This window comes from Nonomuraea sp. 10N515B (genome assembly GCF_052245915.1).
GTDB lineage: Bacteria > Actinomycetota > Actinomycetes > Streptosporangiales > Streptosporangiaceae > Nonomuraea.
The window spans coordinates 1-14,047 of record NZ_JBQQBQ010000121.1 but is presented as its reverse complement, the minus strand read 5'-3'; the positions used below and the strand labels follow the sequence as shown (position 1 = coordinate 14,047).

Here is a 14,047-nt window from a genome sequence, read left to right as displayed (position 1 = left end):
CGAAGGGCAGCGCACCTTCGGCTGGCGCGAAGCGCTCAACGAACTCGAGATCGCCTACCCGGGAAGGATCAAGTAAATCAGGTAAAGAGCACTCTCCATTACTCAGAGTAAGAATTTACACACTTGAGGTGACAAGCTCGGCCTGGGTGTGACTTGGATCGCTTGATGACGTGATTTTGGGATCGCTACTTGTCGTGGTGTGTGGAGAGGATGGGTGGTCCGCGTACGCGAAGGGCCGTTGTTCTCTTGCTTCGGCTCTCACCGAGCAAGAGAACAACGGCCCTTCCAGAAGATGCGTCCTGGTGGGTCTCGGGTTTTGGGCGACGGGGTCACATCGTGCCGATGACGAGATTCTTGCGGGCGGCTTCGACGACCTCCTTGGTGACGATGGACATGTGGTTGATCTCGAGGACGCGCTGGATCTGGCTGATGAGACGGACGGTGAGGCGGAAGTTGCCGCTGGTGATGCGGGCGATGGCGGCGACGGCCTCGTTGGTGGTGTAGTCGTCGGTGTCGGCGAGCCGCAGGTGGGGCCAGGAGCGGGCGAGGACGAAGGCTTGTTCGTCGGCGGACATGGGTTTGTAGTGGTGGACGAACCCAACGCGGGAGTACAGCTGGGGATAGCGAGAGAGGCGCTTTTCGATGCCGGGCATGCCGATCAGGATGAGGCCGATGCCGGTGCGGTCGTGGTAGTCGCGGAGCTGCTCGAGCGCGGCGGTTTTGAGGCGGTCGGCTTCGTCCACTATCAGGAGTTCGGCGTGGCCTGCGGCGTTGAGCATGCCCTGTTCGTCGACGCCGCGGCCTTGGGTGAGCATGAGCTCGACGTTCCAGCCGAGCCGGTCGCACAGGTAGGAGATCTCTTTGTCGAGGTGGTGGGGGGTGTTGTGGACCTTGGGTGTGAACATGACGGCGCGGGCGGCGAGGATCTGTTCGGCGGAGGTGTCCGGGTCGTCGGCGCCGATCGGGTGACTGCCGTCCAGCTGGTGGGCGAGTTTGTCCCATTGGGAGTAGTAGCGGGCTGAAGCCGTTTTCCCGACGCCGGGGGCGCCGAAGCAGAGGCCGACGTAGCGTTCGCGGCGGACGGCGTCGGCGAACTCGATGAACAGCCTGTGTTCCTTCGTGATCACGATCGGGAAGGAGACCGGTCTGGGTCCGTTCCCGTTCGTGACGTTGTTGGCGCTGTTGCCGGACGGACTAGCAGGTCCTGGCGGTGCGGTCGCGTCGCGGCGGGGTGAGCTGCCTTTTCCGGAACGGAGCTCCTCCGTGGCGGCCGTCTCGGTGCTGCCGGAGTCGCTCAGGTCGGAGGATGCTGCTGGATCGCCGGCCTGGTCGGGGTTGTCGGGTGGGCTGTCGTCCTCTGTTGGATCCACGCCATGGTGCCTATCCGGGCCCTATGGGGCTCACTCATTCCAATAGCGTTTGAGTTGCGGGCCGTCACCATGGGTAGCGGTCGTGTCGGTGCCGCTCGGCGGCTCAGCGGGCGCGTGGAGCGTGTCGGGGGTGGTGCGGGCACCGTCGCCGTTGAGCTCGGTGGGGGTCATCCAGTTGGCCAGGCCGGTGGTGGGGTAGCCGGCGGGCAGGGGTTCGGTGTGGGCTGCCAGGAGCCGGTCGACTACCTGGGCGCGGCTGGTCAGGCGGCCGCGTAGCTGTTTGCGGCGGGCGTTGCGGGCGGTGGTGATCTCTTTGAGGCTGATGGTGATGCCAGCCAGTTCAGGGCAGATCGCCCGGCAGAGGAATTCTTCCTCGCCGGTGCCGGCGGTGCTGGCCGGGGCGCCGTCGCGATGCAGGTAGACGCGGATCTCGGTGATGTCGCGGGGGTCGTAGCGGATGGTGGCCTGCTCTCCGGTGTAGAAGGCCAGGACGGGGTCGAGGTAGCGCAGGTTCAAGAAGTGGATCCCGTCGGTGTGGATCTTGCGGGGTTTGGCGACGGTGAGCAGCAGCAGGTCGAGCTGTTCGAGCGAGTCGGGCATGCGCGGGATGAAGCCGCCGGCCTCCCAGCGAGCCTGGGGCGGCATCTTGGTCTCGCTGTGCGGGCGCAGGTTGTAGACCTCGCGGATGAACCGGCCGATCGCGGCGTCCAGCTCCGGGAGGGTCAACTGTGCCTGGCCGGCGCGGTCGGGGGTGCCGCGGGGCGCGTAGCCGGGCAGGTGGGCCAGGCACATCTGGTTGATCGTGCCGATCAGCCGCTCGATCTTGCCGTGGCCGTGGGGCTGGCCCGTCAAGGTGAAGACCGGGATCACCTTCAGGTCGGCCATCACCTGTTCCAGATGGGCGGAGGTGAAATCCGAGCCGTGGTCGAGGTGGAACACCGCCGGGATGCCGCACACGTGCCACGTCGGCTCGGTTTTGCGCCAGATCGCCTGCCGGAACGCCAGTGCGGTGGTCAGCGCGGAGGGGGCCTCCAGGTTGACGGCGTAGCCGGCGATGGCGCGGGAGTGGTCGTCTTCGATGGCGGTCATCCAGGGCCGGGCCGGCTTGCCCTTGTCATCCAGCACCCAGATGTCCAGCTCGGTGTGGTCGGCCTGCCAGATCTCGTTCGGCTTGGTCGCCTCTCGCCGGTACACCAGCTCATAGGCCTCCCGGTAGCGGCGGGTCCCCTCCAGGCCGAGGGTGACCAGCGCGGGGTCCAGCTCGGTGACGATGCTGTGGACCGTCCAGTAGCCGGGTACGGGCCAGCCGCGCGCCTTGGCAATGCTCTCGGCCTGCCGGTGGATCGTGGCCACGCTGGGCTGGGGCTTGCGCAACGCCAGCCCCTCGACGAACGCCACCAGCTCGTCCGGGAACCGGCGCAGGCCCTTGTCGCTGCGGCTGGCGCGGGTCAGGCCGTCGAGGCCGGAGCGCCGCCAGGCGGCCAGCCACCGCTGCAAGGTCCGGTAGGAGGGGCCGCCGTCGCCCTGGGCGGCCGCCAGCCGGGCCAGCGGCACTCCCTCGTGCAGGTGCGGCGCCAGCGCCTCATACCGGCTCATGGCCAGGGCACGCCCGGCCACGCCCCCCGGAGCGCCCGCTGTCCGGTCTGGCCTGTGAGTGTCGTTCGTTCGCGGTACTCACCCTGCCATCGTCCGTCCCCACAATGGATGCCCACCACACTCGTGCAGGCCACGGTTACGACCATCTCCGCAAACCGAGGGCCCGCGTGCTGATGAGTCGACCGGCTGCCCGTGTACGCCATCGTGGAGCAGGCCATCACCGTCGTTCTGGCCACCGACCGGGGGCAGCTGAGCCCTGCTGGAGAGTCACTTCAGGAAAGCCCCCTTCCGTGAAGTAACCTGGCGGCATGCCGTCATCTAGGCCCAGCTCGCCGCTCCGCAGCACGTCGCCGGAGCGCGCTAAAATCACTTCACGAAAGGTGGTCAGTCTCCCGGACACTGTCGATCCGACCGGTGACAGCCTCACCGCCTGGGCCGAGCGCTACCTCGATCTGGCCGTGCGCGGGGTTCGCTCGACGGAGGTCACCGACAAGATCACCCGGCATCTGGAGCGGTTCACGGCGTGGATGACCGGCGGTCTCGGGCACGACCGAGTCTCGGCCGTCACCGCACGGGAGGTGGCCGCTTGGCGCGACTACCTCGCCGCCGCCGGCAATGTCGGCCGCGACGGCAAGGCCGCGCCGATGGCGGCCGCGACGGTCAACAACCACCTGGCTCATCTCTCAGCGCTGTTTTCCTGGATCGCCACGCACGCTTCGGCCGAACTGCTGCGCCACGGCGACCCGGCCAAGAAGGTGGCCCCGCTGCGTCTGCCCGCCCCCGAGGTGCGCGCCTTGGCCGCCGCACAGGTGCGCACGGTCAAGAACGTGGTGGACCGGATCGAGACCTTCCACGAGCTCAAGGGCCGCCGCCACCGCGGCACTGGTCCGCGCCTGCACGCCCATGCCCGCCCGCTGCGTGACCGGGCCATCGTCTACCTGCTGTTCGGCACCGGGCTACGCCGCGCCGAGGTGGTCGCCCTGGACCTGGAGCAACTGCAACCCGCCGACCCCGAGCAACTGCGCCCGGCCAAGACGGCCCGCCTGGTCGGCGTGCGCGGCAAAGGCCGCACCAACCGCACCGTCTTCGTCGGCCGCGACGCCCGCCTGGCGCTGGCCGACTACCTCGAGGCCGAGCGGCTCGGCGACGCCGCCGGGAGCACCTCGCCGACGGCCCTGTTCTTGGCGGCGGCCTCGATCGCCGCCCGCCGGCCTGACGGGCGCATGTCCCCACGCTCGATCAACACCATCGTCGAGCAGATCGGCCGGTTGCACGACGCCCAGATCAGCGACCCGGGCCGCAAGCTCGGCCGGTTGCGGCCGCACGACGCCCGTCACACCTTCGCCTTCGAACTGTCGCAGCGCTCCGGCCACAACCGGGCCGAGCTCGAACGCCGCCTCGGCCACGCCAACGACCGCTACCTGCGCATCTACACCAACCCACCCGACGAGGTCGCGGCCGGCTACGTCGAGGACATGTGATCGCCGTCCACGCACGTCACGGCCGACGGCGGGCCCCGTTCGATGAGGAGTGCGAGGCCGCCGCACCGCACGCAGGAGATGAGCGGCTGACCGAAGGAGCGCCTGATGAGCCTGTCCCAGTTGGGCCTCCGTCGCAATCCAACGGATATGGGCACGCAGGTAGGCCGGCTCAGCGCGTGCCCCGCCGCCACCACCGCCGGCGGCGGCGCATGGCCTGCAGACGCTCCACCCGCGCGTCCAGATCATCCAGGCGGGCCTGCATGGTTGCTCCAGCCAGTTGCCGCACCTGACCGGCCACGCGCATGCCCCGCGGGCGCTGACCGGCCTCCCCTGCGGCCGTGGCCGCGGCGATGAGGCGGGCCAGGTCATCCAGCAGGTGTATCCCCTCCGCCAAGGAGCCAGCAGAAGCCGAACCGCTACGGCAGACCTCCTGATGCGGCACGTCCGGGACCAAGCACGAACCAGGCGGTGATGTCGTTGGTGAACGGCACGGGCACTGCCCCGGGGCCGGGCCCGGGGCCGGGTCAGGCGGTGCGGCGGGAGCGGGCCAGAGCCAGCCCGCCGAGGACCATGGCGATCAGCCCGATCGCCAGGTCCACGTAGCCCCCGACTATTCCGTAGCCGGTGCCGGGACCACCGTCGGCGGCGGCCACAACCAGCCCGCCGATGACCGCGCAGGCCAGCCCCGCCACCAGGGCCACGATGGCCCCTTTTCTCCCGGTGCCGGCGCCGATACGACCGGCGGAGCGGGCCAGAGCCAGCCCGCCGACGACCACGCCGGGCAGCCCCAGCAGAGCGGCCACCACAGTCCAGAGACGCCCGGAGGTCAAGGTGTAAGCACCGACGGGCTGGACCAAAACGTGCGCGGCTGCCGGTGTGGCGAGCCCCACAATTCCGAGCAGGGCGGCTGCGGCGGTGGCTGGCAAGTGACGGACGAACATGAGGATCCTTTCTGTCGAATGACGGGCGTCGGCAGCGTGTGCAGCGCGGTGACTCGGCCTATGCCGGTCGAGGTGCCGATGATGAGCGCGAGCTCCTGGGAGAGGTTTCACGGAATCGATCATCGCGCCGTCGAGGCAGGCGCGGCCTCCGACAGCGGATGGCAGCGTCTACGCAGTTCTGCGTAGACGACTCGTGCCTCGGTACGCCCGTCGTCGTAGGCGGCCGCGCGTCTGGGCGAAGTGTTCTCACGCGCGGGAACCGTAGGATCGCGGCATGGAACACCGCATGGTGTCGTTGCGCCTGCCGGTGCCGGCGCAGGAGGTGTTGCTCGCGCTCTTCATCACCGTGATGCAGGTTCAGTGCACGATAGTCCGCGATGCCGGCGAGGTGGTATAGCGGCCCCTTACCGACCTCGGATACCTGGGATATGTCCTGCTGGTCGTGAGTGGCGTGGTCGTTGTCGTCCGCCGCCGGTGGCCGGTGCCGGTGTTCGTCACCGCCGGCGACCGCCACCACACCAGCCCGCTCTACCTGCGGAAACAGGATGGAACTCGCTCAGTGGGGTGTAGAGACCGTCAAAGCTAGTGGGTGTGGGAATGCGTTCTCCGGAGCTGTGCGAAAGAGTGCGGGAACCCGCCCGGATTCCCGCACTCCGGCTTGGTGAGGGTCAGACCCTGGCCTGTTCTTCGAGCTTGGCCTGTGCGGCCGGGGTCGGCTTCGATGCCCGGCGCGTGGGCATCCACCAGTTGGCCTTGCCGCACAGTTCCATTACTGCGGGGACGAGGATCATCCGTACGATGGTGGCGTCGATGAGCACGGCGACGGCCATGCCCAGGCCTCCCTGTTTGACCGCGATGTCGGGGCCGAGCAGGGAGGTGGTGAAGACGGCGATCATGATGGCGGCTGCGGCCGTGATGACCTTGGCGGTCCGCGCCAGCCCTCGGGCAACGGCCGTGCGGGTGTCGCCGGTTCGCTCGTACTCCTCACGGACCCGTGAGATCAGGAAGACCTGGTAGTCCATCGACAGGCCGAACAGGACCGGGAACATCATCATCGGAACCCAGGTCGTGACCGGCATGGCGGCGGGGAAGCCGAGGGCGGGGCCGAGCCATCCCCACTGTACGACCGCGACGATCACGCCGTAGGCGGCGCCGATGGACAGCAGGTTCATCACGGCGGCCTGCAGGGCGATCGTGACTGACCGGACCAGCGCGATCAGCAGCACCATGGAGATCACGATGACGACCGCGATCATCAGGGGCAGCCGCGAGCTGGACTCCTCGGCGAGGTCGATGGTGGCGGCGTTCGGGCCGCCGATGAGGACCTGTTGGCCGCCGGGTGCGTTAGGCAGCACGTTGTCGCGGAGCTTGTGCACCAGGTTCGCGGTTGCCTCGTCCTGGTACCCGGTCGTGGGAAAGGCAGTGAAGGTGGCGGCCTGCCCGTCCTCACTGACCCGGGGTGGTGTGGCGTAGGCGATGCCGTCGGTGTTGCGGACCGCTTCGACGACGGGACGCAGATCGGCGTCGGTGGAGTCGACCTGGGTGGTGAAGATCAGAGGTGCGCCGTAGCCGGGACCGAAGCCTTCGGAGAGGATCTCGTACGAGGTGTAGCTGCTCCTGTCGTGGGGCTGGACGCTGGCGTCGGGCTGGCTCAGCCGCATGGACAGCGTGGGGGCAGCCAGCACCAGCAGAACCGCGCCGGCCAGTGTCGCGGCGATCACCGGCTTGCGCTGCACCATGCCGGCCCAGCGCTCGGCGAGGGTACGGCGCTGCTGAGACGGGGCACTGACGGGCTGGTTCCGACGGGGCGTGCGACGGGGCAGGCGCAGTGAGTTGATCTTGTAGCCGGTGAAGCCTAGGAACGCGGGCAGCAGGGTCACCGCGGCGATCATCGTTACCAGCACGATCACCGACGTGGCGACGGCCACCCCGGTCATCAGCCGCTGTCCCATGACGACCAAGCCCAGCAACGCGATCACGACGGTAATGCCGGCGAACAGCACCGCGTGACCGGCGGTGGTGATGGCCTTGACCGTGGCGCTCTCGGGATCATTGCCATCCTGCAGGCTGTCCTTGTAGCGGGTCACGATGAACAGTGCGTAGTCGATGCCGACGCCGAGCCCGATCATCGCGCCGAAGACCAAAGTGAAATCCGGCCCGGGAACCACGTGCCCGACCAGCTTCATCAGCGCGAGGCCGCCGACAATTGCGAGGAGGGCGGTCACGATCGGCAAGCCCATAGCCACCAGCGACCCGAAGGCGATGAACAAGATCACTGCTGCCGCCAGGATGCCCACGCTCTCGGCCGGACCCTGTGGGGGCGTCTCGGCCTTTTCCGCCATGTACCCGCTCAGCCCAAGCGTGACGCTGTCGTCGGAGGCGTGCTTGACCATGTCCACCAAAGGCTTGACCTCGGTCTTCTCCACCTCCTTGTCGCTCAGCGGGATGGTCGTACGGGCGACACGACGATCCTCCGTCACCAGGTTCTTGTCCTGATAGGGCGAAATCACCGGTCCGGTAACAGGTGAGCCATCGAGCTCGGCGAGGACCTTCTCGATCTTTTGCCGGGTGGCGGGATCATCGATTCCCTTTTCTGCCTTGATCGCGAGGGTAAGCGTGTCTCCTTGCTGCTCGGGGAAATGCTGCTCGATCAGCTGCTGCGCTTTGGCGGATTCGGAGTTTCCGCCGGTGAAATCGTTGTCGGGGGCGGCGCCGTACCCGAAGCCGACCAACGCCACGGCGATCACGCCGACGATCCAGGTTAGCAGGACCAGACGGCGGCGCCGGTAACAGAACCGGGCCAGTCCCGCCAGCGCTCCATCGGTCTTGGAGGTCTCATTTCTCAATTCTTTTCCTCAAGTCGGTTCTTTCATGGGGCTGATTCCATCCGGAGATCGCAGGTCACGCCCCTTGCCTGAGTTCGGTTGGCAGTGCTCGGGGGTGGCGACACCTGATCAGGGCAAATAATCAGGTGTCGCCGGGTGATTTCGCTGTCGGTCAGCATGAGCAGCGCGCGTGGCAGCATGGTGGCCTGAACGACGTCCATACGGAGCTCGGTGACAACCGAAGAACTCGTCAGTTCTTCGGTTGTCACCGGGACCTGAGCCAGTCTCTTCTACGTCATCAACGAGCGCGGATGGTGACTCTCAGTCATCGTCGCCGTCAGGCCAGCCCCTTGCACCTTTGAGAACGTGGTTGGTCCTTTCCCTCATGTGCTCTCGTGGCAGGTTGGAATCAGGTAATCGTGACCTGGCCGTCGATGACCTTTACGGGGATTTCGATCAGCGGTGCGCGCGCCGGCCCTCCGGTCACCTGTCCGTTCTCATCGAAGGTGGAGCCGTGGCAAGGGCAACGAAACCCGGGTCCTATGTGGGAGATCGGGCAACCCTGATGGGTACAGGTGGCGTTGAACGCCAGGAACGTGTCCGGGGCTGGGCGCAGGAGATAGGCAGGTGCCCCATTTGGCGCGGTGAAGCTCTTCGACGATCCGACAGCGATGTCGGCGGCGGCAGCGATCACCGGCCCGCTCCCCGCCCCTGGGCTTGCTGAGTCCCCCGGCGAGACCACGGGCCGCCGGGCGAGTGCCAGCGCGCTCCCCGCGGCCACTCCGACAGCGGTCGTCGCTGCCGCGATCAGACCGCCCCGCAGCATGGTACGTCGCCTGACGTCGTTCTGGACGACCACACTTTCGTCCGGCGTGCTGCGCATCGGCAGACCGAGCTTGTGACGCACCTTCGCCCGCAGCCAGGCGCTCAATGACAACACCCCGGCGTCACCCATTATCAGCAGCGGGGTCCAAGCGAAAGCGAAAACAATGTCGGCCCCGTAATAGTACGGCCGGGTCGTCCAGCTCACCGTCAGGAAAAAGCTGACCGACAGGAGGACGCCACCGAGGGCGGCGAGCCGGGTGAACAGTCCGAGAATGGCACCGAGTCCGACCGCGATCTCCCCAAAGGCGATCGTCAGGCCTGTGACGATCGAGTGGTCGGCCGCCAGCGATACCAGTGGGCCGATCGGGGAGATCTCGGCGGCGGCCAGCATCTGGGCGTGGACTCCAAGCGGCGCGGTGTCATCCAAGTAGTGCGGGTCGAAGAGCTTGGAAACACCGGCGTACACAAGGGTGCCACCGAGAAAGGCGCGCAGCGGCAGCAGCGCCCAGAACGGTGACTGCATCGGGGAATCCCCGCGCGTCATAGTCATTCGGTGGCTGAGGTGATCATGAAGCCGGTGCACATTTCGTCGCTTGAGCCGTCGCCCCAGACCACGTATCGCGGTGGGAGCTTGCTCAGCGCCGGCAGTTGCTGCCGCAGGGTGGCGTCGTGGGTACAGGTGACCCGCAGCTTATCTCCTGGCTTGACGTCAACAGGGGTGGGCAATGGCCGGGTTTTCTGATTGTCGAAGTCGAAGTTGGGGACGTCGAGCAAGGTCTGAGCCCGGGCGGTGCCGGGATTGAGTTCGACCTTGATCGAGCGCCCGAGCATGTGCATGTGTCCCAACGCCGCGTACACCGTCATAGGCTGTTGTATCGGATAGTCGCAGTGCTGGGTGTTGCCGGGCACCGGCTTGCCGTTGCCGCAGAGTTCCAGCAGTTGCTGCGCAATACCCCCGACTCTGTCACCGAAGCGCTTGGTGACATCCGCGACCGACGCGGCGCGGTCGCACAGCACACCGGACTCACCGCTGGCGCAGGGCAGTTCGATCGGTGCCTGCAGGGGGAGAGTGCGGAGCGGTTTGGTGGCCGCTGTGCCGTCGGTCAGTCGCAACCGGACGCTGGACTGGTCCGTTTCGCCCGCGCGGCCATCGGTGGCCAGCAGGTTGTAATGCGCCTGAACGACTATCAGGCTGCCGGGCTTGACGGGGAAGCCGACATCCTGCTCAAGGACGCTCTCCGTGCCGTTGGGGGTCCAGGCGCTGGCATAGGTCCCCGCTACCCGGCCCAACCCGGTATCGCCGAAACAGGTCCAGCCCGGGCCCGGCGTCTCGGCGTCCTTGGCGTGCGCCCGTGTTGCGGCCTCAGGCGCGACGACCTGGACAACGGCGTGGTGCACGATCTTCGCGTTCTGGGGCTGGAACAGGGCTCCGGTCAGGAACATCGGCTTGGTCACGTGTGGATCGATCAGCAGGCACCGGTAGTCATCGGTGCCGCCATTGGGAGCAGACGGCGTATAGGACTCCGGCATGGTCAGGTTCAGGAACCGCTCGCCGGCTCGCAACGGCTGCGATGCCACGGGCGAGGAGGTGCCATGGCCGGCGTGCGGCGCGTCCGCCTCAGAATCCGCGGAGTCCGACGCACAGGCGGTGAGCCCCATCGCCATTGCCACCGAACACGCTGCCAGGGCAGTCATCCGCCGGTACTTCATCCGTTTCCTCATGATGACCTTTCGTGTCTGGAGGTTTCCAGGAGATTCCTGGCTTCACGGGCCCGCCCATCCCGGCAGCGAACTGAGCTGGGACGGCCAGCAGCAGCGTCGCCAGGCTGGTGAAAGCTCTACGCATGACACGCTCCTTCAAGTTGTCCGGATCCACGACCTGTGCCTGCTCGGCGATGGCATCCAGCTGACGGGCCGTACTCATGGAGGTGTTCGTAGGTCTTTCGCGGAATCGATCATCGCGCCTTCGAGACGGCCGCGGCCTCCGACAACGGACGGCAGCGTCTACGCAGTTCTGCGTAGACACCTCGCGCCTGGCTACATCCGTCGTCGTAGGCGGTCGCGCATCTGGGCGCAGTGTTCTCCCGCGCGGGAACCGTAGGATCGCGGCATGAAACACCGCGCCGTGTCGTTGCGCCTGCCGGTGCCGGCGCAGGACGTGTTGCTCGCGCTCCTCATCACGGTGATGCAGGTTCAGGGCACCCTCGTCCGCAATGCCGATGAGGTAGTACAGCGTCCTCTTAGCGACCTCGGACACCTGGGATATGTCCTGCTGATCGTGAGTGGCGTGGTCGTCGCCTTCCGCCGTCGGTGGCCGGTGCCGGTGTTCGTCACCACCGCTCTCGCCAGCTTGGTGTACTACGGCCTCGACTTCCCGGACGGGCCCGGTGCACTCGGGCTCGTGGTCGCTTTGTACACCCTCGCCGCCTACGGGGACGGGCGCCGGTCGCTGGTGATCGCCGGCGTGGGCACCTCGGTGCTCGCCATCGGCTGGCTGGTCGCCGCGGCCGACATCGAGCCACGCGTTGCCATCGGCTGGGTGTACTTCCGGATCGGCGCGTCGGTCATGAGCGCGGCCCTCGGCGAGTCCTTCCGGTCCCGACAGGTCATCGCGGCTGAAGCTCAGGAGCGCGCCGAGTTGGCTGAACGGACTCGCGAGGAGGAAGCGCGGGCGCGTGTCGACGCTGAACGGCTCCGGATCGCGCGCGAGGTCCACGACACCGTCGCGCACGCCATAGCGATCATCAACGTCCAGTCCGGTGTCACCGCGCACGTGCTCGACAAGCGGCCGGAAGTGGCGCGCGAGGCGCTGCGCGCCATCGAGCAGACCAGTTCCCGGGCGCTGCGAGAGATGCGGGCCATCCTCGGCGTGCTCCGTGACGACGACGGTGACGGGCGGGTGCCGTACCCCGGGCTGGGGCAGATCGACGAACTGGCCGCCAAGGCACGTGAGGCGGGACTCGATATCAAGGTCGAGGAGACCTTGCCCGCGGCGCCGTTGCCGAGCGCGGTGGGAAGTGCCGCCTACCGTATCCTTCAGGAATCGATCACCAACGTGGTCCGCCACGTCGGCCCGACTCGGGTGACGGTGGCGCTGAACCCCGGGATCGAGATCTTGGAGATCCGTGTGACCAATGAGGGCCGCCGTGCCGCCCCAGGTCATGACTCCGCCGATCCGCGCCCAGGGGGCGGGCATCCGAGCGGCACGGGCAGCTCGGCCAAGCCCGGCCGCGGGATCGTCGGCATGCGCGAGCGCTGTCAGCTACTGGGCGGAGAACTCGACGCCGGGCCGATTCCGGGCGGCGGGTACGAAGTCAGGGCACGGCTGCCCCTCGCGCCGACCGGGTCGCGCCTATGAACGCGGCGGCTGCCTCATCGTTGATCAACGCTCAGATCAAGGTGCTGCTCGCCGATGACGAGGGTCTCGTGCGATCCGGGTTCAAGGTCCTGCTCGACCTCGAGGACGACATCACTGTGGTGGGGGAAGCCACCAACGGCGCCGAAGCCGTCGAGCGGGCCCGCGCCACTCGTCCCGACGTCGTCCTCATGGACATCCGCATGCCGAAGCTGGACGGGATTCAAGCCACCGCCCAGATCGCCGAGATGCACGGGTTGGAGCAGGTCCGAGTCCTCATCCTCACCACCTACGACACCGACGAGTACGTCTTCGACGCCTTGCAGGCCGGTGCCAGCGGCTTCCTGCTCAAAGACGCCGGGCCGGCCGAGCTCCTCCAGGCCATCCGGGTGATCGCTGCCGGAGACGCGCTGCTCGCGCCGCGGATCACCCGACGCCTGATCGGCCAGTTCACCGCGCGACGAACAACTGCCCGGACCGCCGAGGACCGGCTCGCGGTGCTGACCGAGCGCGAGCGCGAAGTGCTGGCCCTGGTGGGACAGGGCCTGAGCAACCACGAGATCGGTGCCGAGTTGTTTCTCAGCCCGGCCACCGCGCGCACCCATGTCAGCCGCGCGATGACGAAACTGGGTGCGCGCGACCGTGCGCAATTGGTCGTCATCGCTTACCAAACAGGACTGGTCAGCCCTTCGATGTAGGGCACGGCCACGCCGCGCTCGCGCAGCGGCCGGGCGTAGATGATCATGTCGTTGTCGAATACCTGGGGCGCCCGCCGTGGCGGCCGCGCTCGCGGCCGGCGGATGAGAGAACACCAGCGGCACGCCGGCTCCGCCGCTGTCGGCGTAGCGGAGGGCGGATCCGTCCAGCGAAAACGCCGACGTCGGATTCCCCATCTCCTCCACAGAGCAAACATCTCATAGATGCGGATCATGCCTTCGGACGCGACCGAACTGTGGGCCGTTACGGGGCAGATCATCATCGTCTTCCGGATCTTCGGGGTTGCGCAGTGCCCGGCACCCACCGGGCAGGCTCCGCAGCCATCGCCCAGATGCGGTACCTGCGCCGGGCTCTACCCTCGCCCAGGCGCCGGTCGGTGGTGGCAACACGTTGGCAGCGGCGTGCGACTCGCCGGCCAGAACAGCGGATGGTCCAAGCCGGGATAGCGGTGGCTTCGGATCAGCGCTCGAGTTGCTGGGGTGAGCAGGGCTACGGGCGGACAACGGCCCTTCGCTCGCACTGATCAACCACCACTGAGCCGGCTCACGGTAGTTGGAACCGGTGGGCGGCAGTGACCTGCTCAACTCGATTCGGCGGATCAGGCTTGTTGGCACCGACGGCTCACGGTTGTTGGCACCAGCGTGGAGTTCTCAGCCTTCTGGGCACGAGCTTGGGGCGCTGACCTGGCGGAACAGGACCAGGAGCACGTCGACCGCCGAGGTGGTGCCAACAACCGTGAGCAGGTTGCATCTAGCGCGATCGGGCTCAACCACCTGCCATCTCCACGCCAGGCCACGACAAATAGCGATCCCCCATCCGCGTCAGAGCTAATGAACCAGTCCCGGTCCGAAACACCTATCAGCCGCGGGTAGTTTGATCACCCGTTGGAAGAGGTTGGAGCAGGTGGCAGGACCACAGCAGGACCCCAAGCAGTCCC

Annotated in this window: 11 protein-coding genes; 4 read left to right on the top strand and 7 right to left on the bottom strand. The window is 67.3% G+C overall.

Features of this window, described 5'->3' with window-relative positions; all coding sequences use genetic code 11:
- Positions 1 to 329: 329 nt before the first annotated feature.
- Entirely contained in the window at positions 330 to 1,370 is a 1,041-nt protein-coding gene (locus tag ACTWQA_RS57045; RefSeq protein WP_443167143.1) for an AAA family ATPase, read from the bottom strand.
- Between the two features lie 30 nt (positions 1,371 to 1,400).
- Complete coding sequence (locus ACTWQA_RS57040) at positions 1,401 to 2,966, bottom strand: Mu transposase C-terminal domain-containing protein (protein WP_443167142.1); 1,566 nt, start codon at positions 2,964 to 2,966, stop codon at positions 1,401 to 1,403.
- Between the two features lie 380 nt (positions 2,967 to 3,346).
- On the opposite strand from ACTWQA_RS57040, the gene ACTWQA_RS57035 reads away from it, so the two are divergent.
- Positions 3,347 to 4,447: a tyrosine-type recombinase/integrase gene (locus tag ACTWQA_RS57035; protein ID WP_443167141.1), complete on the top strand. Its 1,101-nt coding sequence runs from the start codon at positions 3,347 to 3,349 to the stop codon at positions 4,445 to 4,447.
- A gap of 169 nt (positions 4,448 to 4,616) precedes the next feature.
- Here ACTWQA_RS57035 and ACTWQA_RS57030 read toward each other — a convergent pair whose 3' ends face one another.
- Both ACTWQA_RS57030 and ACTWQA_RS57025 read right to left on the bottom strand, forming a co-directional pair.
- Positions 4,617 to 4,841, bottom strand: coding sequence for a hypothetical protein (locus ACTWQA_RS57030; protein ID WP_443167140.1), 225 nt, complete (start codon positions 4,839 to 4,841; stop codon positions 4,617 to 4,619).
- Positions 4,842 to 4,971: 130 nt separating this feature from the next.
- Positions 4,972 to 5,388: a DUF6223 family protein gene (locus ACTWQA_RS57025; RefSeq protein ID WP_443167139.1), complete on the bottom strand. Its 417-nt coding sequence runs from the start codon at positions 5,386 to 5,388 to the stop codon at positions 4,972 to 4,974.
- A 274-nt stretch (positions 5,389 to 5,662) separates the two neighbouring features.
- Here ACTWQA_RS57025 and ACTWQA_RS57020 point away from each other — a divergent pair, with 274 nt between their 5' ends.
- The gene (locus ACTWQA_RS57020) at positions 5,663 to 5,785 is read left to right on the top strand and encodes a hypothetical protein (protein WP_443167138.1); all 123 of its coding nucleotides are present in this window, start codon (positions 5,663 to 5,665) and stop codon (positions 5,783 to 5,785) included.
- Positions 5,786 to 6,056: 271 nt separating this feature from the next.
- Here ACTWQA_RS57020 and ACTWQA_RS57015 read toward each other — a convergent pair whose 3' ends face one another.
- From ACTWQA_RS57015 to ACTWQA_RS57005, 3 genes are all read right to left on the bottom strand, one after another.
- Positions 6,057 to 8,234, bottom strand: a complete 2,178-nt coding sequence (locus ACTWQA_RS57015; RefSeq protein WP_443167137.1) for an MMPL family transporter — start codon at positions 8,232 to 8,234, stop codon at positions 6,057 to 6,059.
- A 388-nt stretch (positions 8,235 to 8,622) separates the two neighbouring features.
- Positions 8,623 to 9,561, bottom strand: coding sequence for a Rieske 2Fe-2S domain-containing protein (locus ACTWQA_RS57010; RefSeq protein ID WP_443167136.1), 939 nt, complete (start codon positions 9,559 to 9,561; stop codon positions 8,623 to 8,625).
- 23 nt (positions 9,562 to 9,584) lie between these two features.
- Entirely contained in the window at positions 9,585 to 10,748 is a 1,164-nt protein-coding gene (locus ACTWQA_RS57005; protein WP_443167135.1) for a monooxygenase, read from the bottom strand.
- Positions 10,749 to 11,163: 415 nt separating this feature from the next.
- Between ACTWQA_RS57005 and ACTWQA_RS57000 the strand changes: the two genes are divergently transcribed.
- Both ACTWQA_RS57000 and ACTWQA_RS56995 read left to right on the top strand, forming a co-directional pair.
- Positions 11,164 to 12,396 carry a sensor histidine kinase gene (locus ACTWQA_RS57000; protein WP_443167144.1) on the top strand — a complete coding sequence of 411 codons (1,233 nt, stop codon included), beginning with the start codon at positions 11,164 to 11,166 and terminating at the stop codon, positions 12,394 to 12,396.
- The gene (locus ACTWQA_RS56995; protein WP_443167134.1) at positions 12,393 to 13,091 is read left to right on the top strand and encodes a response regulator; all 699 of its coding nucleotides are present in this window, start codon (positions 12,393 to 12,395) and stop codon (positions 13,089 to 13,091) included. The genes ACTWQA_RS57000 and ACTWQA_RS56995 overlap by 4 nt, the downstream gene beginning before the upstream one ends.
- Positions 13,092 to 14,047: the final 956 nt, after the last annotated feature.